We start from the raw sequence: 19,395 nt of genomic DNA on the forward strand, positions 1-19,395 counted from the left end.
CGCGTTCAACGGATGCCGAGCAGCCGCTCCAGATAATCCCGCTCGAAGCCCGGCGCGGCACCCGTGCCGAGACGGCGGCGGATTTCATCGAGAATTTCGCGCGCCCGCTGGATGTCGATCTCTTCCGGGATCTTCGTCTGTCCGCCGGTGTCCGGACCTCGGCCATTGACGTTGCGGTCACGGCCTAGGGGGTCGCGCCCGTTGCGCCCGGCCTGGGGAACGCCCATGCCCTGCCCCTGGCCCTCACCCATCGCCTGCATCTGGCTCATCATGCTCTGCGCACCCTGACGCAGCGCCTCCAGCGCGCGGCCCTGGCTGCCCACCGCCGATTCGCCCTGGCTTTGGCCCAGCGCTTCGGAGGCGCCCTTCATCTCGCGGCCGGCCTGGCCGAAACCTTCGCCGGGATCGAGGCCCATGCCCTTCAGGGCCTGCTCGACCTCACCGAGTTGCTTGCCGAGCGCGTCCTGCTGCTCCCTCAGCTTCTTCAGCGCATCGCGCAGCTGCTCGGCCGTCATCCGGTCCGTCTCCTGCTGCCCGGCGCCGTTGTCGCCCTGCTGCTGCTGCTGTTCACCGTCCTCGCCCGGCATCGGGTCGCCCATCTGCTGGCGGTCCCGCAGCGCCTGGTCGAGCTTGAAGGTCTCTTCCATCAGCTGCTGCTGTTTGCGCATGAGTTCGCCGAGCTTGTCCATCTCCTGGCGCATGGCGTCGTTCTGCTGACCCTGCTGGCCTTGCTGCGGCCGGCCGGCCTGCAGGTTGTTCATCATGCGCTGGAGGTCGGAGAGCATCTGCTGCGCCTGGTCGCGAGCGCCGGAGCGCGCCAGGTTCTCGATCTGGTCCATCATGCGCTGGAGATCCTGCTGGCGCAGGATCTGGCCCTGCTGCTGCGCATTCTCACGCATCTGTCCGTTCTTCGCGGCCTGCCGGGCGAGCTCCTGCATATAGGCCTGCATCGCCTCGCGCAGCTCCTGCATGAGCTTTGCGACCTCCTCGTCCGGCGCATTGCGCTCCAGCGCCTCCGAAAGCGCCTTTTGAGCGTCGCGCAGCCGGCGGTCGGCGAGCGACAGGTTGCCGTCCTCGATGCCGAGCGCGATTTCCCAGAGATAATCCGCGACTTCGCGCAGCTGGTCGTCCGTACGGGCGAGCTTCATGCGGGCATTGGCCGATTGCAGAAGCAGATAATGCGTCGGATTCGGAATAGTCTCTTCCGGCCGGATCATCAGCGCCTCATTGAGCGCGATGGCATGGGGCAACTGGTTGGCGTCGAGCGCGAAGACCTGCCGCTGCTCGGCGACGGCGGCGGCGAGCGGCTCGAAGAAGGCCTTCGCCGGCAGCACCATTTCCACGGGCTGGCTGCGCCCCTCCTGCCCCGCCGCATCCTTGGCGACGAGCGTGATCTTCACGCGCTTTCCGGCCAGGGGATGTTCGGAAAGGTTGCGGCTGGTCGTGCCCTTGGCTTCGCGCGCCGCGCGGCGCGGCAGGTCGAGCCTGTATTCGGGCAGCGGATAGAGCGGCCGCGCCTCCTTGGGCTGGTCGACCGGCACGATCTCGGCATGAGCCTCCTGGAGCCCGTAGTCGTCCTTGGCGATGAAGCTGATATCCAGCGCCGCCGTGACGGTTGCCTTCGGAATGCCGTCGAAGGCAATTTCCGGCACCCTGTCGGGAATGACGGTAAACGTCCACGAGCGGCCGTCGACCGTCAGCGTCCCATCCTTCTGGATGCTGTAATGCATGGTCCTGGCGGCGTCTGCGACCGCAACCGGTGGCGTGGCTTCGGTTTTTTCGGCCTCCGCCGTCTCATCCTTCGGCTTGGCCTCCTCGGGGCGGATGGCCGTCGCGGCGGTCTCGCCCGCCGCCTGGTAGGTCGCCTGCTCGTTGCCGCTGCCGCCCGTCACGCGAACCGTCAGTTCGCTGAACTGCGGAATGCGGACCTCGCCCGTCACCGCCTCGCCCTGCCCGTTGCCGGTCAGGAAAACGGGCGCGCGCGACGTATGCGCCGGCGGCGTCACCCAGGCATCGATGCGCACATCCGGCGCCGCCTCGACGGGCGCGCGAACGGAAACGACATCGGCCAGAAGGCCGCCGCGGTTGGAATAGGAGAAGGCAAATGCGATGGCGACGAGCAGCACCGGCAGCGCGCGCAGCGCATGGCGGTCGTGGCGTGCGATGTCCGGCTCCGGAGCGCCGGTGCGCAGGGCGCCGACCATGCGGGCCATGCGCGCCTGGTGTTCGCGCCACAAGGCGTCCGCAAAGGCATCGCCCCCCGCCGGCCGGTCGTCCTGAACGCGGATGGCCTGGTGAGCAAGCGCATTGCGCGCTTCCAGCATGCGGTCGGCGGCATCGGCCGACGGCCAGACAAGGCCGCGCAGCCGCAGAAGCAGGAGGATTGCGCCGAGCGCGAAGGCAGCGAGCGTTGCGATGTGCAGCCATGCCGGCACGTGGCGGAAATAGCCGAACCAGGTCAGCGCCAGGAAACCCGCCGCGAGCATGAGGAGCGGCAAAAGCCGCGGCGCCAGCGCCTCGAGATAGAGCACGATCTTGGCAGCGAGGCGCTTGCCCGCAAGCCGGCGCCCCAGCGAATTGCCAGTCGCCTCCCTCTTGCGCTGCTCTTCAATTGCCATCGTTCACCGCTCGCCGTCGCCTGTTGTCAGGTCTTCGAGGATAACACGCTTTGTGGCGAAGACGAGGGCGCGCGCGAAATCGTGAACGGTATCTTGAGCCGGACGGTCAAGCAAGCCATGCCGGAAGCGAGTCGAGACCGATCAGCTCGTCATAGGTGGGACGCGGCCGGATGACGTGGAATTCCGACCCGTTGACCAGCACTTCGGGAACGAGCAGGCGGCTGTTATAGGTGCCGGCCTGTACCGCGCCGTAGGCGCCGGCCGAACCGACGGCGATGAGATCGCCCGGCTTTGGTACCGCCATTTCACGGTCGAGCGCCAGATAATCGCCCGTCTCGCAGACCGGGCCGACGACATCCGCGCGAATACGCGGCGCGTTGGCTGCCGAGATGACGACCGGCTCGATTTCATGCCACGCCTCGTAAAGCGTCGGACGGATGAGGTCGTTCATCGCCGCATCGACCACGACGAAGGTCTTCTCCCCGCCGTCCTTCACATAGAGAACCTCGGTGACGAGAATACCGGCGTTGCCGACGATCAGGCGGCCGGGCTCCGTGACGATCCGGCAGCCGAGGCCCTTGAGCTGGTTCTTGACGATGTCCGCATAGGCATCCGGCAGCGGCGGCGGCGCATTGTCCGTCTTGTAGGGAATGCCCAGCCCACCGCCGACATCGACGTGATCGATCATATGGCCATCGGCGCGCAGCGTCTCGACGAGTTCGCGCAGCAGCCGGAAGGCATCGTCGAAGGGTTGCAGCTCGGTGATCTGGCTGCCGATATGCATGTCGATGCCGGTCACCTTGATGCCGGGCAGCGTTGCGGCACGGGCATAGACCGCGCGTGCGCGCTCCCAGGAAATGCCGAACTTGTTTTCCTTCTTGCCCGTCGAGATCTTCGCATGGGTGCGGGCATCCACATCGGGATTGATACGGAAGGAAACATGCGCGACCTTGCCGGCCTTCACGGCGCGGGCGTTGAGCACTTCGAGTTCCGGCTCGGATTCGACGTTGAAGCAGTAGATGCCGGCCTCGAGCGCGAGATCCATTTCACGTGGCGTCTTGCCGACGCCGGAGAACATGATGCGCGAGGCGGGCACGCCGGCGGCAAGCGCACGGCGCAGCTCCCCCTCGGAAACCACGTCGATGCCGGCGCCGAGCCGGGCGAGCGTCTTCAGCACCGCCTGGTTGGAATTCGCCTTCATGGCGTAGCAGACCAGCGCATCGACGCCTTCGAAGGCGTTGGAGAACACCTTGAAGTGCCGCTCCAGCGTCGCCGTCGAATAGACGTAGAAGGGCGTGCCGACCGCCCTGGCGATTTCCGGAACCGGCACATCCTCCGCATGGAGGACGCCGTCACGATGCTCGAAATGGTTCACGCTTGCAGTCCGTTCAGGGCAATTCCGGCTCGGAATCGCGTTGGGAAAAACTAGAGAAGGGGGTCGAGAAGGAAGCGTTTGTCTTCGACCTGCTCGACCTTCTTGCCGTCGACGGTCGTCACGGCCGGCTGCGCGCCGGGCCGTTCGAGGTCGCCCTTGCGGCCGCACGCCGTCAGAACCGCTGCAGAAAGGCAGAGCACGAGCGCCAGCTTGCCGATGTCGATGCGTGTCATGAACGTTCCCTGGAATTGCCGGGTGGAGTGGGCAACATCCTTAGCGAATTCGCCCGCCCTTGTGCACCCTTAATCTGATGATGGGTCCTGCAAGCGCCTTGATCAGTTGCGCTGCCGCCACCAGGCGATCTGCCGGCGCACCTCCGACGGCGCCGTGCCGCCGTAGCTCTTGCGGCTGGCGACCGACGCCTCGACCGTCAGAACGTTGAAGATGTCGGCGGTGATCGCCGCATGGATCGCCTGCAACTCCTCCAGCGAAAGTTCGGCGAGATCGCAGCCCTTGCTTTCCGCCAGCGCCACGGCACGGCCGGTCACATGATGCGCATCACGGAACGGCAGGCCCGCCTCGCGCACCAGCCAGTCGGCGAGGTCGGTTGCGGTCGAGTAACCGGAACCGGCCGCAGCCTTCATCCTGTCGGTGCGAATGGTCATGTCGCGCACCATGCCGGTCATCGCGGCAATGGCGAGCTCCAGGCTCTCGGCGGCGTCGAAGACCTGCTCCTTGTCTTCCTGCATATCCTTGGAATAGGCGAGCGGCAGGCCCTTCATGACGGTGAGAAGCGCGATCAGCGAACCGTTGATGCGGCCGGTCTTGGCACGCACCAGCTCGGCCGCATCGGGGTTCTTCTTCTGCGGCATGATGGAGGATCCGGTCGAGAAGGCATCCGACAGACGAATGAAGCCGAACTGCGGCGTCGACCAGATGACGATTTCCTCCGCCAGGCGCGACAGGTGCACCGATGCGATGGCGGCAATAGACAGGAATTCCAGCGCGAAGTCGCGATCGGAAACCGTATCGATGGAATTGCGCGTCGGCTCGCGGAAGCCCAGCGCCCTGGCCGTCATGTGGCGATCGATATTGTAGCCGGTACCGGCGAGCGCTGCCGCGCCGATCGGGCTCTCGTCGAGATGCTCGATGGCGTGGCGCACGCGCTGACGGTCGCGGCCGAACATTTCGACATAGGCCATGCAATGGTGGCCGAAGGTCACCGGCTGGGCGGTCTGGAGATGGGTGAAGCCGGGCATGACGGTTTCGGCATGCTCTTCCGCGCGGTCGAGGAAGGCGGCGATGAGGCCGGTCAGCGCCTTCTCGGTCTTCTGCAGCTCTTCCTTCACCCAGAGGCGGAAATCCAGCGCCACCTGGTCGTTGCGCGAACGGGCGGTGTGCAGGCGGCCGGCAGCTGGGCCAATCAGCGTGGCGAGCCGCGCTTCGACGTTCATATGGATGTCTTCGAGCTTGCGGGAGAATTCGAAAGCGCCGCTTTCGATCTCTGACAGGATCGTGTCGAGACCGTGAACGATCTTTTCCTTATCGTCCGCCGAAATAATGCCCTGATGGGCGAGCATTTCCGCATGCGCCTTTGAGCCGCGGATGTCCTGGGCATAAAGCTTCTTGTCGAAGCCGATGGAGGCATTTATCTCCTCCATGATCGCATCCGGTCCCGAAGCGAAGCGGCCGCCCCACATCTGGTTCGAGGATTTCGTCTCGGAAGTGCCGTCTGCCATGGGTGCCTGCCTGGAAAAGTGTCCTGGAGAATGAAATGTCAGTGAAGAAGACCCTCGGCCTGCCGGCAGGAAAGCTCATCGCCATTGCCGGGCTCGCCGGACTTCTCGCCGGTGGTGCTGCGATATACGTGAAGGAGAGCCTGTCTGGCAATGCCACGGGCGCCGTCGCGTCGGCCGATCCCGCCGCCTGCCCGCTCGCCGCCGCCCGGGCCGAGGCCATCACGCCCTTCTCGAAGGGCCAGGTCGCCGCCATGCGCACGGTCGACGAGCACCGCCCGCTGCCGGAACTCGTCTTCGACGGCCCCGACGGCAAGAAGAAGACCATCGCCGATTTCGCGGGCAAGACCCTGCTCGTCAACCTCTGGGCCACCTGGTGCGTGCCCTGCCGCGAGGAAATGCCGGCACTCAACGCGCTGGAAAAGGATCTCGGCAGCGACAAGTTCGAGGTGGTCGCGATCAACATCGACACCGGCGACGACGAGAAGCCGAAGACCTTCCTCGACGAGACGAAGGTCCATGAGCTCGCCTATTACCGCGATGCCTCGATGGGCGTCTTCAACACGCTGAAGAAGGAAGGCCTCGCCTTCGGCCTGCCCGTCACGCTTCTGATGGACGACAAGGGCTGCCTGATCTCCGCCATGAACGGCCCCGCTGCCTGGGACAGCGAGGATGCCAAGGCACTGATCAACGCAGCGCTGGCTGTTCCGAAGAGTTGAAGCCAGGCCTTGCCAAGCATACCCCCTCTGCCCGCGCGAACCGTCAGGCCGCCGCGTAGACGCGAGGCCGGCGGATATCGAGGAAGCCTGCGTCGCCCCTGCGGTGCGTGAATTCCGGCGCGGTGTCGAATTCCACCGCCTGGCCGCTCTCCGTCATCGCCAGCACGCGACGTGAATCCGGCCGGTCGATGACCCGGACGATGCGGGCGGCGATGCCCTGCCCGTCCTCGCGCCAGCTCACATCGGCCGGGCGGAACAGGATCTGCCCGCTGCCGTCGGCAACGCCGTCAGCCTCGAAGGCGATGCCGTCGACATGGGCCTTGCCGCCGCGGATTTCAGCCTCCAGCCGGTTGGCATCCCCCAGGAAATTCATCACGAAGGCATCGGCGGGATTGCGGCACACCGCCTCTGGCGTGCCCTCCTGCACGATCTTGCCCTTGTTGAGGATGACGACGCGGTCGGCGAGGTCGAGCGCCTCTTCCTGGTCATGCGTCACGAAGAGCGTGGTGATGCCGAGTTCGTCATGGATCTTGCGCAGCCAGCGGCGAAGATCGCGCCGGACATTCGCATCCAGCGCGCCGAAAGGCTCGTCGAGCAGCAGCACGCGCGGATCGACGGCAAGCGCGCGCGCCAGCGCCACGCGCTGCCGCTGGCCGCCCGAGATCTGGCCGGGGAAACGGTCCTTCAGGCCGCTCAGCTGCACGAGGTCGAGCAATTCCTTGACACGCGCGGCGATGGCCTGCGGCGAACGCTTTATCTTCGAGACCTTCATGCCGAAGGCGATGTTCTCGCCGACGGTCATGTGCGGGAAGAGCGCATAGTGCTGGAAGACGAAGCCGACGCCGCGATCGCGCACCGGGATATCAGTGGCATTCTCGTCGCCGAAATAGATCGCGCCGGCATCGGCATATTCGAGGCCGGCGACCATGCGCAGGATCGTCGTCTTGCCGGAGCCGGACGGGCCCAGCAGCGCGACGAGCTCGCCGCTGTCGATATCGAGCGAGACGCCATGCACGGCGCGAAAGGTCTCGAACTCTTTGACCACATTGTCGAGGCGGATCTTCACGGCTTGACCTCCGGAGTGACGGTATCGGCGCCCGCAAGAGCGGAAGGACGCTGGATGCGGCCCGCGCCCTGCCGCTCGAGCGCCACCTTGACGACGAGCGTGACGATGGCGAGGCCGGCGAGGATGGATGCGGCGGCAAACGAGCCGGCCGCGTTGTAATCGTGATAGAGCAGCTCGATATGCAGCGGCAGCGTGTTCGTCTGGCCGCGGATATTGCCCGAGACGACCGAGACCGCGCCGAATTCCCCCATCACGCGCGAATTGCAGAGCACGACGCCATAGAGCAGCGCCCATTTGATATTGGGCAGCGTGACGGAGAAGAAGGTGCGCCAGCCGCTGGCGCCAAGCGACGTCGCGGCTTCTTCCACATCGCGGCCCTGCGCCTGCATGAGCGGGATCAGTTCACGCGCCACGAACGGTGCGGTGACGAACATGCTGGCCAGCACGATGCCGGGCAGCGCAAACAGGATCTTGATCTCCATCGCCTGCAGCGCATGGCCGAACAGGCCCTGGAGCCCGAAGACGAAGAGATAGGCCACGCCGGCGACGATCGGCGAGACCGAGAACGGGATCTCGATGATGACGATCAGCAATCGCTTGCCGGGAAAATCGTGCTTGGTGATCGCCCAGGCCGCGGCCACGCCGAAAGCGGTGTTGATCGGCACCGCGATCAGCGCCGTGACGACCGTCAGCATGATGGCATGGCGGGTATCGGGATGGGCGATGGCGGCCCCGAAATAGGCGACCCCCTTCGAAAACGCCTCGACGCCGATGACGACGAGCGGCGCGACGATCATCAGCCCGACCAGAACGAGGACGAATGTGAGGAGAACGCGCCGAAAGACCGGATTGTCGCCCACGCGCGGCGGCTTGCCTTTTCCAGGATGCGCCATGGTCAGCCCCTTACCGTGTAGCGCAGGGCACGGGCCTGCATGAGATTGGTGATCGCCAGCATGACGAAGGCGGTCAGCAGCATGACAGAGGCAATCGCGGCAGAGGCCGGATAGTCGTATTCCTCAAGCCGGATGAAGGCGAGAAGTGCGGTGATCTCCGTCGAGAACGGCTGGTTGCCGGCGATGAAGATGATGGCACCGAACTCGCCCAGGCTACGCGCGAAGGACAGCGACACGCCGGCCAGAAGTGCCGGCGTCAGCAGCGGCAGGATCACGGTCACGAAGATCGAGAGATCGCTTGCCCCCAGCGTCTGCCCCGCCTCCTCCAGGGCCGGGTCGAGTTCTTCCAAGACCGGCTGCACGGTTCGCACGATGAAGGGAATGCTCGTGAAGCTCATGGCGACCATGATGCCGAGCGGCGTATAGGCGACCTTGATGCCGACGAGCGACAGCGGCCCGCCGAACCAGCCGTTGGCGGCAAAGAGCGTCGTCAGCGCAATGCCGGCAACAGCGGTCGGCAGTGCAAAGGGCAGGTCCACCAGCGCATCGACAAGCCGACGCCCGGGAAAGCGGTAGCGCACGAGAACCCAGGCGAGCGCCAGGCCGAAGACGAGATTGAACGCCGTTGCCGCAAGCGCGCAGGTGACCGTCACGCGATAGCTCGCAACCGCACGGTCGGAAGAGATGATCCGCCAATAGTCCTCGGGCCCCAGGCTCGCCGCCTTGAAGACGAGCGCGGCCAGCGGCAGCACGACGATGATGGCCACATAGACAAGGGTGATGCCGAGCGCGAGCGGCAATCCTGGCAATACACGCCGTCTCAAGCGCATGGTCCTTTCTCATGACAACAACCGGCGGGCTTCTAGCCCGCCGGTTGCCCTACAAACAATAGTCGAAGGGATCAACGGCTACCGTAGATCTTGTCCAGCGTGCCGCCCTCGGCGAAGTGCTCTTCGGAGATCTTCTTCCAACCGCCGAACACGTCGTCGACATTCACGAGGCGGATCTCCGGGAACTGGTCCTTGAATTCGGCGGCGACCTTCTCGTCATGGACGCGATGGCCGAACTCGGCCGCGATCTTCTGACCCTCCGGCGCATAGAGGAAATCCAGATAGGACTTCGCAAGGTCACGGCTGCCCCTGGCATCCGCCACCTTGTCGACGATGGCGACCGGGAACTCGGCGAGCAGCGAAACGGACGGCACGACGCTTTCGAACTTGTCTTCGCCATATTGCTTGGCGATCGACTTGGTCTCGGCTTCGAAGGTGATGATCACGTCGCCGATCTCGCGCTCGACAAAGGTCGTCGTCGCCGCGCGGCCGCCGGTGTCGAAGACCGGGACGTTGTCGAAGATCTTGGTGACGAATTCCTCGACCTTGGCCGGATCGTTGTTGAAGGCTTCCTTGGCGTAGGCGGTGGCGGCCAGATAGGTGTAACGCGCGTTGCCCGACGTTTTCGGGTTGGGGAAGATGACCTTCACGTCGTCACGAGCGAGGTCCGACCAGTCCTTGATGTTCTTCGGATTGCCGGCGCGAACGAGGAAGGACGGGAAGGAGTAGAAGGGCGAGGCATTGTTCGGGAACTTCTGCTGCCAGCCTTCGGCGACGAAGCCGTTCTTCACGAGGAAGTCGATATCCGTCACCTGGTTGAAGGTCACGACGTCAGCCTCGAGGCCTTCCACGATGGCGCGCGCCTGCTTGGACGTTCCGCCGTGCGACTGGTCGATGGTGACGCCGGGATGCTGCTTCACGAAGGCTTCGTTTTCCGCAGCAAAAAGCTCGCGCGCAACGTCGTAAGAGGCGTTCAAAAGCTTGTCGGCGGCGTGCGCGGAGATCGGAGCGGCAAGACCGAGAAGGGCCGCGCCGAGAAGGAGAATGCGTTTCATCTGAACACCCATGCAATAAGAATTGGGGTAGACAATACCGGCAGGCCAGCGACCATCCGAGATACGGTCCAGTCGCGGCCCTCACAGCAGGCGAAACAATTTTCCCCGAAACCAGGCTTTGGCGGATTCTTCCGCCGTTCAGCGCGTCGAGAAGACGTCAGGATGTCTTTCGCAACAGGTACCAATCCACAAGACCGAGAGTAAAGCGGTCCTTCGCGGCGCGCTCCCATAGGGGAGTATGGTGATCTCCAACGACGAGAATATCCGTCGGAGGAAGGCGAGTATCAGTCGCGATCGCCGCTACAGAATCGAAGACATCACCCCACAATTCCGCCAATTCGCATGTCGTTGCATTTGCGATCGGCGCAGCCGCGGTCCGGCAAGCCATGGTTCCCTCAGTCTTCGCGACAAACGGCACGTGCGAGTTCAAGGTGAGCCAATAGACAAACTTCGGTTTATCGCCTGCCTCAAGCAAACGGGAATGAACGAGAGCAGCCACATCGCTGTCGCACAACCCGAGAAAGACGCTGCCGCAGCGACGCGCGACCTGCATTGGTGCGTCCCGCACCATCGTTTCCATAAAATGAAGTTCCGAAAAGCCGATATTGGGATACCAGACATGCCGCTCAAACATGTCGGACGTGTAACCGTGATAGGCAACTGTCTCGAAACCGCGCGCATGCAGAAGCTTTGGCAGGCAATTTTCCGTGTGCACACCGGAGATATAATCGCGATGATCGCCCCAGCGCCCGCACAGTTCGCGGGAGGCTGCGCCCGTCGTGGAGCCCGAATAAGGCGTGGTCCCACTGGTGAAAGTATAACCAGCGCTGGAAGCGGCGTTTTCCAGTTTCTCGCTCAGAATTCTCTTCTCTGCCGGATCGGCAAAGGCGCCAAGCCCCTCCACCATCACGATGAGCAGGTTTCCACCGCGCGCGGCAACCGCATCGGCACTTAGCCCGTTCTGGGAAACCGCACTGTCGAAAGGCGACATAGACTTGGTGAAATAACGAAAGTTGAAATGAAAATCCGCAGCCATGAGCGACAAGGCGACAAGAAGCACTGGCAGCGGCGATGCCGACCGTATCTCCGCGCGGTTGCGGTCGAACAACCATGCGGAAACCAGCGCGAGCGCCAGATTAATGCTTATGACGGCGACATAAAAACCCGAAGCCGAAACGTCGATCGTCGCCATGTACCGCACAGAGTCGATCGCCAATGCGAGAGGCAGATGAAAAGCCACCATGACGATAAGGCAGAGATCGACAACGGCTACCGCCAAGAAAAGAGCATAGACCGCAAAACGTGGTAGGAAGAGTGCAGCAATCGCGGCAATGACATAGAGAAGGGGCGTGATCAACCGTTCGGCAATGAAGAACGGCATGACGGCTAGAAAGAAGAGATTGGGCAACAACCCAACGATCAGCACGAACAGAAGCGCGCCACGTCCGATGAAACGCTGCGCACCCAGCTTTTCCGGCGAAATAGATATGTCCGTCATCGTACCGTCGCGAGACTGATTAAACCAGTCTTCGCGGCATATCATCAAATTCTTTCAAAAGAACTGAAGCCGAAGCTTCACACGCGTTAGCGCGTCGGAACCGGCACTTCGCCGCGGTAGTCGTAGAAGCCGCGGCCGGATTTGCGGCCGAGCCAGCCGGCCTCGACATACTTCACCAGCAGCGGGCACGGGCGGTACTTGGAATCGGCGAGACCATCGTGCAGGACCTGCATGATGGAGAGGCAGGTGTCCAGGCCGATGAAATCGGCAAGTTGAAGCGGCCCCATGGGATGGTTGGCGCCGAGCTTCATGGCGGTGTCGATGGCCTCCACCGAGCCGACGCCTTCATAGAGCGTATAGATCGCCTCGTTGATCATCGGCAGCAGGATGCGGTTGACGATGAAGGCGGGGAAATCTTCCGCCACCGTAATGGTCTTGTCCAGCGTGGCGACGAATTCCTTCGCGGCGGAAAAGGTGCTTTCCTCCGTGGCGATGCCGCGCACGAGTTCAACCAGCTTCATGACCGGAACGGGGTTCATGAAATGGATGCCCATGAAGCGCTCGGGCCGATCGGTGGCGGAGGCAAGGCGTGTGATCGAGAGCGAGGAGGTATTGGTGGCAAGAATCGCCTCGGGCTTCAGCACCGAACAGACCTGACCGTAGATCTTGCGCTTGACGGTCTCGTCCTCGGTCGCGGCCTCGATGACCAGGTCCGCATCCGAGAGGTCGTTGACGTCGGTGGAGCCCTTGATGAGCGCCAGCGCCTTCTTCCGGTCTTCGTCGGACATCTTGCCGGACGAGACCTGGCGGGCGAGATTGCCGTGGATCGTGGCGAGGCCGGCTTCGATCCGCTCGGCGGAGAGGTCGTAGATATGGACCTTGTATCCGGCAAGGGCAGCAACATGCGCGATGCCGCATCCCATCTGGCCCGCACCCACAATACCGACGTTCTTGATCATCGCGCCCATCGCCTCGTCATTTCAGCCCGAGCCCAGTGCGCAGGCAAAAAAACACCGGGCCGGTCAAGCCGGCCCGGTGAAATTGATAAAGGCACGCGACGGATATTTCCAGTGAAATCATCGTCGCATAGACGGCGCGATGCCGGCTCAGAGCGCCTTTTCGAGCTGCGGCAGGACTTCGAAGAGGTCACCGACGAGGCCGTAGTCTGCGACCTGGAAGATGGGGGCTTCCTCGTCCTTGTTGATGGCGACGATGACCTTCGAGTCCTTCATGCCGGCAAGGTGCTGGATGGCGCCGGAGATGCCGCAGGCAATGTAGAGTTGCGGCGCGACGACCTTGCCCGTCTGGCCGACCTGCCAGTCGTTGGGCGCGTAGCCGGCATCCACCGCGGCGCGCGAGGCGCCGACGGCCGCACCGAGCTTGTCGGCGACGGGCAGGATCACCTCCTGGAACTTCTCCGACGAGCCGAGCGCACGACCGCCCGAGATGATGATCTTCGCCGAGGTCAGCTCCGGACGATCCGACGAGGACAGCGCGTCCTTGACATGGGTGGAAAGGCCCGGGTTTGCCGCGGCAGCCACGGTCTCGACCGGCGCATTGCCACCTTCGCCCGCTGCGGCAAACGACGCCGTGCGCACGGTGATCACCTTTTTAGCGTCGGTCGACTGAACCGTCTGGATGGCGTTGCCGGCATAGATCGGACGCTTGAACGTGTCGGGGCTCACCACCTCGATGATCTCGGAGACCTGCGCGACATCGAGCAGGGCCGCAACGCGCGGCGCCACGTTCTTGCCGACCGAGGTGGCCGCCGCGACGATGGCGTCGTAGTTGCCGGCCAGCGACACGATGAGGGCGGCCAGCGGCTCGGCCAGGTTATTGGCAAGGCTTGCATCGTCGGCGACGAGAACCTTGGAGACGCCCGCAAGCTTGGCAGCCTGCTCGGCCGCGGCCTTGGCGCCGGAGCCGGCGACGAGCACATGCACGTCGGAGCCGATCTGCAAAGCCGCCGTCAGCGCCTTGGCGGTCTGGTCGGAAAGGGTGGCGTTGTCGTGGTCTGCCAGAAGAAGAATGGCCATATCGTGATCTCCTCGATCTTCCTTACAGAACGCCTGCGGTCTTCAGGCTCGCCACCAGTTCGGCGACGTCCTTGACCTTGACGCCGGCCTTGCGGCCCGAAGGTTCCTCGGTCTTCAGCACCTTCAGGCGCGGGGCGGTATCGACGCCGAAGTCGCCGGGCGTCTTCTTGTCGAGCGGCTTCTTCTTCGCCTTCATGATGTTCGGCAGCGAGGCATAGCGCGGCTCGTTCAAACGCAGGTCCGTCGTCACGACGGCCGGAAGCTTGACCTCGATGGTCTGCAGACCGCCGTCGACTTCGCGCGTCACCTGGGCCGAACCCGACCCGATCTCGACCTTGGAGGCAAACGTCGCCTGCGCCCAGCCGAGCAGCGCCGACAGCATCTGGCCGGTCTGGTTGGAATCGTCGTCGATCGCCTGCTTGCCGACGATGACGAGGCCGGGCTGTTCGGCCTCGACAACGCCCTTCAGGATCTTGGCGACCGCCAGCGGCTCGACGGCATCCTCCGTCTCGACCAGCACCGCCCGGTCCGCGCCCATGGCGAGCGCCGTGCGCAGCGTCTCCTCGGCCTTCGCCGGGCCGATCGACACCACCACCACTTCCTCAGCCTTGCCGGCCTCCTTCAGGCGAAGCGCCTCTTCGACCGAAATCTCGTCGAACGGGTTCATCGACATCTTCACATTCGCAAGCTCGACACCCGAGCCATCCGCCTTCACGCGAATCTTCACGTTGTAGTCAACGACCCGCTTGACTGGCACAAGGATCTTCATGGCTTCCTTCCTTACATATGTCCGCGAGGGGAAAATGCGCCTTTCGAGGGCGCCCTGATTGTCGGTTGGCGACATCGATACGCGTTTTTTCCCCAATTACAATGCGGCACGGCTCCTCTCCGCATGAAAACGCGGCCGGTTATAAGTAACGTTTACGTCAAGGTCAAATTTCCGGCGTTGCCAGCTTTACCGACCCCAATGCGTCGGGGGAACGGAGGGGCGCTTAGCCGCGTCGTCAGCGGGAACCGGGCTCTGCTCCGCATGGCGAACGGCCTTCGGCGTGACGATGGTGCGGTCGAAGAGCGGAACGCCCCGACGGCGCAGCACCAGCACGAGAAATGCGCCGGCAAGGATGCCGCCGACATGCGCACCCCACGACACGCTGCCGTCACCATCCACCACCAGCATGTAGAACTGCTGGGCGATCCAGAAGGCGAGCGGAATGACCGCCGGCAGCGGCAGCGGAATACGGAAGAACACCAGGACCCAGACGCGCACCTTGGGATGCAGCAGGAAATAGGCCGCCACCACGCCGGAAACGGCCCCCGACGCGCCGATCAGGGGCGCTTCGGAGGACGGCTGCACAAGCCCGTGCACGAGCGCACCCGCCGCCGCACAGGCGAGATAGAACACCAGAAAGCGGAAATGCCCGAGCGCATCCTCGACATTGTCACCGAACACCCAGAGGAACAGCATATTGGAGGCGAGATGCATGAAATCACCGTGCAGGAACGCGTAGGTGATGTAGGTGGCGTTCTCCGGGACGAGCACCAGCCCCGGCTCGAGGTCCGCGAAATCGAACACGACGGCAGGGATATAGCCGAGCCCGACGACCGCCGCATCGGAAAAGGCCTGCGTCGAGGCAAGGCCCGTTACCAGCCAGACCACGACATTGATGGCGATCAGGCTGATCGTGACATACTGGACCTTGATGTATTTCAGGGAATTCGCGTCATGCAGCGGTATGAACATGGGTCCCCTTCCGGCCTCGCCCTGGCGGGGACCTTACCTGTTCTGCCCCGGCACCCACAATATGTCCGTACGGCCCTTTTCGTTCACCCAGCGTGCGGCGACGAAGAGGAAATCCGACAACCGGTTGATATAGGCGACCGCAGCCGCAGAGACCGTTTCGCCCTCGCAATCCTGCAGGGCGACGATGCGGCGCTCCGCCCGCCGCGCCACGGTGCGCGCCACATGCAGGGCCGCAGCCGCGGGCGTGCCGCCCGGCAGGACGAAGGAGCGCAGCGGTTCCAGATCGGCGTTCAGCGCATCGATTTCCTTTTCCAGCCGGTCGACCTGCGACTGGGCGATGCGCAGCGGCTCGTATTCGGGCTTCTTGCCCGTATCCGGCGTCGCGAGATCCGCGCCGAGATCGAACAGGTCGTTCTGGATACGCATGAGGGTGCGGTCGAGCGAAGGATGATCGGCAAGGTGCTGGCGCGCCAGGCCGATGCAGGAATTGGCCTCGTCGACCTCGCCATAGGATTCCACGCGCAGGTCGTGCTTCTTGCGGCGAGGGCCGGCGACGAGGCCGGTCGTCCCGTCATCGCCCGTGCGGGTATAGATCTTATTGAGCTTGACCATCAGCCGCGGCCGCCTCCCGTCACCCACAGCGTCAGCATGATGAGCACGATGGCGATCGCCTGCAGCAGCACGCGGGCCTGCATCAGCTTGTTCGACGTGTTGCCGCTGCCGCCCTTGGCCATGTTGACGAGGCCGCGCACCAGCACGATGGCGACAAGACCCATGACGAGCAGCGTCAGGAAGGTGAGGAAGGAAGACATGCCAGCGTTCCGGTTTGATTTCTGTCAGCCCATTCACATAGGGCATTTCGCGCAAAGTGCACGCATTTTGCGTTGCCGTGCCTGCGACGCCGCGCCGCGTCAGCCAAGGCGGCCGATGATACGGTAAAACAGCGACGCCGGCAGCAGCTTCTTGAGCAACGCCCCCTGCCGGGCCGGCGTGGTCACGATGTAATGCGGGCGCGGCAAGCGCGCCGTCAGCGCATGGCGCAGCACGGCATGCACCGCCTCAGGTCCCAGCTTGCCGCGCGCCGGCTTGGATTCGCCGCGCAAGCGCTGGAGCTGCCGGCGATACTCGTCCGCATGCACGGAGTTCTCGAGGTCGATGTTCTTTTCGATCTGCGTGAGCGCATTGGCGGTGAAGCGGGAGGCGATGGGCCCGGGCTCGATGAGGCTGACATGGATGCCGGAGCCCGCAAGCTCCATGCGCAAGGTCAGCGACAGGCCTTCCAGCGCGAATTTCGAGGCATTGTAGGCACCCCGCCAGCGATAGGGCACGATGCCGAGGATGGACGAGCACTGCACGATGCGGCCATGGCCCTGCCGGCGCATGACCGGAATCACCCGCCGCGTCAGGTCATGCCAGCCGAAGACATTGGTCTCGAACTGCGCCCGCAGCACCTCGACGGAAAGATCCTCGACGGCGCCGGCCTGCCCATAGGCACCGTTGTTGAACAGGGCATCGAGCCGCCCGCCGGTGCGCGCCAGCACGTTTTCGGTGAGCGCGGCGATGGTGTCCGGCTTCGTATAGTCCATCAGCAGCGCCTCGATGCCGTCGGCCGCAAGGCCAACGCGGTCCTCCTCGCGCCGGACCGTGGCGAAGACGCGCCAGCCTTCCGCCTTCAGCGCACGCGCGCAATAGGCCCCGATTCCCGACGAGCAGCCGGTGACGATGATGCTGGGCCGGTCGGCAGCATTTTGAGAAGACATGGCGGTTTCCTGTACAAAGTCGCCACCCTTTCCCATATTCACAGGCCAGGGTCCTGCGCGGCGACGCGCACGTTGGCCGGAGAATCTGAAATAGGACATAACCCCTTAAACCAAATCCGGTTTAAGGGGTTATGTCCTGACAGACAATGAGACAGGCAGCCGGAAACGGCCGCGAACGAACTGGAATTGCCGATGCCAAGCCCAATCCGCGTTGCCTACAGGGTCATTTTCGACGCGATCTGGCATTTTTCCGAAGATGATGGCTGGGCCATGGCGAGCCATGTCGCCCTTTCCACCCTGCTGGCCATCTTCCCGTTCCTGATCTTCGGCACCGCGCTCGGCTCGTTCCTCGGTGCGGACCAGTTCGCCGAGACCGCCGTCCACCTCATCTTCGATACCTGGCCGGAATCGATCGCCGCCCCCATCTCGCGCGAGGTCGTGGCCGTGCTGACCATTCCGCGCGGCGGCCTGCTGACCGTTTCCGTACTCGCCGCCGCCTACTTCGCCTCGAACGGGGTGGAGGCGCTGCGGGTTTCGCTCAACCGCGCCTATCGCGTGGCGGAGACCCGCTACTGGTACATAACCCGCCTCGCAAGCCTGGGCTTCGTGATCGCCGGCGTTGTCGCGCTTGCCGTCCTCAGCATCGTGCTCGTCGCGGCACCGCTTGCCGTGCGGGCCACCGGCGACTGGCTGCCCTGGCTGACCTACATCTATTCCTGGGCAGAGAGCTGGGGGCTCTTCGGAACGGTCCTGGTGTTGCTCGTCGGCCTGCTGATCGCCCATCTCTGGCTGCCTGCGGGGCGGCGAAAGATCGCCGACGTGCTGCCCGGCATCCTCTTCACGCTGATCGCCTGGAGCATCGGCGCCTATGCCTTCGCCTCCTATCTCGCGACATTCTCCAGCTATGTCTCGACCTATGCGGGCCTCGCCTCGATCATGGTCGCACTGGTCTTCCTCTACATCATCGGCGCGATCTTCATCATCGGCGCGGAAATCAACGCCGCATTGCTGAAATATCGCGTCAAGCACCTCGTTCTCGACCGCATTCGCGGCGTGAAGAAGCAGCCGCAGGCCGAGCAGGAATCAATCGAAGACGAAGCCATAGCCCGCGAGCAGGGCGCGAATGCCGGCCGGTGAGACGCCCCTCTCCCGATAGGCGGCGATGCCGGTGTCCTGGTTGCTCTTCGAAAGCTTTCGCCCGTCGGCACCCAGAACCAGTCCATGATGCCGGTAGGTCGGCGCCGGCAGATCGAGCAGATTTTGCAACAGCCGATGCACCGCGGTTGCGTGGAAAAGGTCCTGCCCCCGCACCACATCGGTCACGCCCTGCGCCGCGTCGTCCAGCACCACGGCAAGATGATAGCTCGCCGGCGCATCCGGCCGCGACAGCATGACATCGCCCCAACGTTCCGGGCGAGCCGGTACGGACCCGGTCTCGCCGTCCGGCCCCGCCCCGGTTTCCTGCCATTCCAGCAGCGCCGGGGCCAAGGCTTGCGCCTTGTCCATGTCGAGACGCCAGGCGTGCTGGCGTCCCGCCGCAATCCAGTCGAGCGCCTGTCCACGGTCGAGTGAGCGCTCCTCCGTCGGGTAGAGCGGCGCACCATCCGGATCGCGTGGCCAGTCGCCACCCGCCGCCTCCACCCGGGCCTTCACTTCACCACGGCTCAGGAAGCCCGGATAGAGCACGCCCATTTCCTTCAACCGCTCCAGCGCCACGCCGTAGAACGCTACATGCTCGGACTGGCGGCGTACCGGCTGTTCCCATTCAAGGCCGAGCCAGGCGAGATCGCGGTAGATCGCCTCTTCGAATTCGGGTCGCGAGCGGGCGGGATCTATGTCTTCCACGCGCAGCAGGAAGCGGCCGCCGCTCGCGGCAGCGAGATCGTGGTTGAGGATCGCCGACACCGCGTGGCCGAGATGCAGCAGCCCGTTCGGGCTCGGTGCGAAGCGAAAGACACGATTTTTTGACAAAGCACTTGGCATGGGGTCTTCTGCCATGAACGCCCCCTGTCCGTCACTACAGGCGTCTGGCGAGACCGGCCCAGAGAGGCCCCGTCCGACAAAGATC

Annotated in this window: 19 protein-coding genes; 2 read left to right on the forward strand and 17 right to left on the reverse strand. The window is 64.0% G+C overall.

The features are described 5' to 3' along the window. Positions 1 to 5: 5 nt before the first annotated feature. From K6301_RS13315 to argH, 4 genes are all read right to left on the reverse strand, one after another. On the reverse strand, positions 6 to 2,618 hold the full coding sequence (locus tag K6301_RS13315; protein ID WP_247217584.1) for a TIGR02302 family protein: 2,613 nt from the start codon (positions 2,616 to 2,618) through the stop codon (positions 6 to 8). Between the two features lie 106 nt (positions 2,619 to 2,724). Next, entirely contained in the window at positions 2,725 to 3,993 is a 1,269-nt protein-coding gene (lysA, locus tag K6301_RS13320) for a diaminopimelate decarboxylase (RefSeq protein WP_247217586.1), read from the reverse strand. A gap of 50 nt (positions 3,994 to 4,043) precedes the next feature. Then, positions 4,044 to 4,226 (reverse strand): LPS translocon maturation chaperone LptM, encoded by a 183-nt coding sequence (gene lptM, locus K6301_RS13325; protein WP_134649386.1) that lies wholly within the window; start codon positions 4,224 to 4,226, stop codon positions 4,044 to 4,046. Positions 4,227 to 4,328: 102 nt separating this feature from the next. Next, positions 4,329 to 5,732 (reverse strand): argininosuccinate lyase, encoded by a 1,404-nt coding sequence (gene argH, locus K6301_RS13330; protein WP_247217588.1) that lies wholly within the window; start codon positions 5,730 to 5,732, stop codon positions 4,329 to 4,331. 35 nt (positions 5,733 to 5,767) lie between these two features. Between argH and tlpA the strand changes: the two genes are divergently transcribed. Continuing rightward, positions 5,768 to 6,448 (forward strand): thiol:disulfide interchange protein TlpA, encoded by a 681-nt coding sequence (tlpA, locus tag K6301_RS13335; RefSeq protein ID WP_247217590.1) that lies wholly within the window; start codon positions 5,768 to 5,770, stop codon positions 6,446 to 6,448. A 43-nt stretch (positions 6,449 to 6,491) separates the two neighbouring features. Here the strand turns inward: tlpA and K6301_RS13340 are convergent, their stop codons facing one another. The 12 genes from K6301_RS13340 to K6301_RS13395 form a co-directional block, all read right to left on the reverse strand. Next, positions 6,492 to 7,514 carry a sulfate/molybdate ABC transporter ATP-binding protein gene (locus K6301_RS13340; RefSeq protein ID WP_247217592.1) on the reverse strand — a complete coding sequence of 341 codons (1,023 nt, stop codon included), beginning with the start codon at positions 7,512 to 7,514 and terminating at the stop codon, positions 6,492 to 6,494. Next, positions 7,511 to 8,407, reverse strand: coding sequence for a sulfate ABC transporter permease subunit CysW (gene cysW / locus K6301_RS13345; RefSeq protein WP_247217594.1), 897 nt, complete (start codon positions 8,405 to 8,407; stop codon positions 7,511 to 7,513). The genes K6301_RS13340 and cysW overlap by 4 nt, the downstream gene beginning before the upstream one ends. 2 nt (positions 8,408 to 8,409) lie before the next feature. Next, positions 8,410 to 9,237, reverse strand: a complete 828-nt coding sequence (cysT, locus tag K6301_RS13350; RefSeq protein WP_247217596.1) for a sulfate ABC transporter permease subunit CysT — start codon at positions 9,235 to 9,237, stop codon at positions 8,410 to 8,412. 71 nt (positions 9,238 to 9,308) lie between these two features. Then, the gene (locus tag K6301_RS13355; protein WP_247217598.1) at positions 9,309 to 10,292 is read right to left on the reverse strand and encodes a sulfate ABC transporter substrate-binding protein; all 984 of its coding nucleotides are present in this window, start codon (positions 10,290 to 10,292) and stop codon (positions 9,309 to 9,311) included. 157 nt (positions 10,293 to 10,449) lie between these two features. Then, positions 10,450 to 11,790, reverse strand: coding sequence for a sulfatase-like hydrolase/transferase (locus K6301_RS13360; protein WP_247217600.1), 1,341 nt, complete (start codon positions 11,788 to 11,790; stop codon positions 10,450 to 10,452). An 86-nt stretch (positions 11,791 to 11,876) separates the two neighbouring features. Continuing rightward, positions 11,877 to 12,758, reverse strand: a complete 882-nt coding sequence (locus K6301_RS13365) for a 3-hydroxybutyryl-CoA dehydrogenase (protein WP_247217602.1) — start codon at positions 12,756 to 12,758, stop codon at positions 11,877 to 11,879. Positions 12,759 to 12,896: 138 nt separating this feature from the next. Next, entirely contained in the window at positions 12,897 to 13,826 is a 930-nt protein-coding gene (locus K6301_RS13370) for an electron transfer flavoprotein subunit alpha/FixB family protein (RefSeq protein ID WP_247217604.1), read from the reverse strand. 22 nt (positions 13,827 to 13,848) lie between these two features. Next, positions 13,849 to 14,595: an electron transfer flavoprotein subunit beta/FixA family protein gene (locus tag K6301_RS13375; RefSeq protein ID WP_247217606.1), complete on the reverse strand. Its 747-nt coding sequence runs from the start codon at positions 14,593 to 14,595 to the stop codon at positions 13,849 to 13,851. Between the two features lie 186 nt (positions 14,596 to 14,781). After that, on the reverse strand, positions 14,782 to 15,567 hold the full coding sequence (locus K6301_RS13380; RefSeq protein WP_247217608.1) for a rhomboid family intramembrane serine protease: 786 nt from the start codon (positions 15,565 to 15,567) through the stop codon (positions 14,782 to 14,784). 33 nt (positions 15,568 to 15,600) lie between these two features. Beyond that, the gene (locus K6301_RS13385) at positions 15,601 to 16,179 is read right to left on the reverse strand and encodes a cob(I)yrinic acid a,c-diamide adenosyltransferase (protein WP_134649374.1); all 579 of its coding nucleotides are present in this window, start codon (positions 16,177 to 16,179) and stop codon (positions 15,601 to 15,603) included. Beyond that, complete coding sequence (locus K6301_RS13390; RefSeq protein WP_134649373.1) at positions 16,179 to 16,379, reverse strand: twin transmembrane helix small protein; 201 nt, start codon at positions 16,377 to 16,379, stop codon at positions 16,179 to 16,181. Before K6301_RS13390 ends, K6301_RS13385 begins: the two co-directional genes overlap by 1 nt. Before the next feature lie 99 nt (positions 16,380 to 16,478). Then, positions 16,479 to 17,327 (reverse strand): SDR family oxidoreductase, encoded by an 849-nt coding sequence (locus tag K6301_RS13395; protein WP_247217609.1) that lies wholly within the window; start codon positions 17,325 to 17,327, stop codon positions 16,479 to 16,481. Positions 17,328 to 17,519: 192 nt separating this feature from the next. Here K6301_RS13395 and K6301_RS13400 point away from each other — a divergent pair, with 192 nt between their 5' ends. Continuing rightward, complete coding sequence (locus K6301_RS13400) at positions 17,520 to 18,464, forward strand: YihY/virulence factor BrkB family protein (RefSeq protein ID WP_247217610.1); 945 nt, start codon at positions 17,520 to 17,522, stop codon at positions 18,462 to 18,464. On the opposite strand, the gene gluQRS is transcribed toward K6301_RS13400, so the two are convergent. Then, complete coding sequence (gene gluQRS / locus K6301_RS13405) at positions 18,411 to 19,310, reverse strand: tRNA glutamyl-Q(34) synthetase GluQRS (RefSeq protein WP_425475399.1); 900 nt, start codon at positions 19,308 to 19,310, stop codon at positions 18,411 to 18,413. The genes K6301_RS13400 and gluQRS overlap by 54 nt on opposite strands. Positions 19,311 to 19,395: the final 85 nt, after the last annotated feature.

The organism is Shinella oryzae (assembly GCF_023038235.1).
GTDB lineage: Bacteria > Pseudomonadota > Alphaproteobacteria > Rhizobiales > Rhizobiaceae > Shinella > Shinella sumterensis.

What these genes read in the sequence shown, in the direction of transcription:
- cysT (WP_247217596.1), bottom strand. Translation starts at nt 9,237, where the DNA reads ATGCGCTTGAGACGGCGTGTATTGCCAGGATTGCCGCTCGCGCTCGGC.
- gluQRS (WP_425475399.1), bottom strand. Translation starts at nt 19,310, where the DNA reads ATGCCAAGTGCTTTGTCAAAAAATCGTGTCTTTCGCTTCGCACCGAGC.
- K6301_RS13390 (WP_134649373.1), bottom strand. Translation starts at nt 16,379, where the DNA reads ATGTCTTCCTTCCTCACCTTCCTGACGCTGCTCGTCATGGGTCTTGTC.
- K6301_RS13375 (WP_247217606.1), bottom strand. Translation starts at nt 14,595, where the DNA reads ATGAAGATCCTTGTGCCAGTCAAGCGGGTCGTTGACTACAACGTGAAG.
- cysW (WP_247217594.1), bottom strand. Translation starts at nt 8,407, where the DNA reads ATGGCGCATCCTGGAAAAGGCAAGCCGCCGCGCGTGGGCGACAATCCG.
- tlpA (WP_247217590.1), top strand. Translation starts at nt 5,768, where the DNA reads ATGTCAGTGAAGAAGACCCTCGGCCTGCCGGCAGGAAAGCTCATCGCC.
- K6301_RS13360 (WP_247217600.1), bottom strand. Translation starts at nt 11,790, where the DNA reads ATGACGGACATATCTATTTCGCCGGAAAAGCTGGGTGCGCAGCGTTTC.
- K6301_RS13385 (WP_134649374.1), bottom strand. Translation starts at nt 16,179, where the DNA reads ATGGTCAAGCTCAATAAGATCTATACCCGCACGGGCGATGACGGGACG.
- K6301_RS13395 (WP_247217609.1), bottom strand. Translation starts at nt 17,327, where the DNA reads ATGTCTTCTCAAAATGCTGCCGACCGGCCCAGCATCATCGTCACCGGC.
- K6301_RS13355 (WP_247217598.1), bottom strand. Translation starts at nt 10,292, where the DNA reads ATGAAACGCATTCTCCTTCTCGGCGCGGCCCTTCTCGGTCTTGCCGCT.
- lptM (WP_134649386.1), bottom strand. Translation starts at nt 4,226, where the DNA reads ATGACACGCATCGACATCGGCAAGCTGGCGCTCGTGCTCTGCCTTTCT.
- K6301_RS13370 (WP_247217604.1), bottom strand. Translation starts at nt 13,826, where the DNA reads ATGGCCATTCTTCTTCTGGCAGACCACGACAACGCCACCCTTTCCGAC.
- K6301_RS13315 (WP_247217584.1), bottom strand. Translation starts at nt 2,618, where the DNA reads ATGGCAATTGAAGAGCAGCGCAAGAGGGAGGCGACTGGCAATTCGCTG.
- K6301_RS13400 (WP_247217610.1), top strand. Translation starts at nt 17,520, where the DNA reads ATGCCAAGCCCAATCCGCGTTGCCTACAGGGTCATTTTCGACGCGATC.
- K6301_RS13365 (WP_247217602.1), bottom strand. Translation starts at nt 12,758, where the DNA reads ATGGGCGCGATGATCAAGAACGTCGGTATTGTGGGTGCGGGCCAGATG.
- argH (WP_247217588.1), bottom strand. Translation starts at nt 5,732, where the DNA reads ATGGCAGACGGCACTTCCGAGACGAAATCCTCGAACCAGATGTGGGGC.
- K6301_RS13380 (WP_247217608.1), bottom strand. Translation starts at nt 15,567, where the DNA reads ATGTTCATACCGCTGCATGACGCGAATTCCCTGAAATACATCAAGGTC.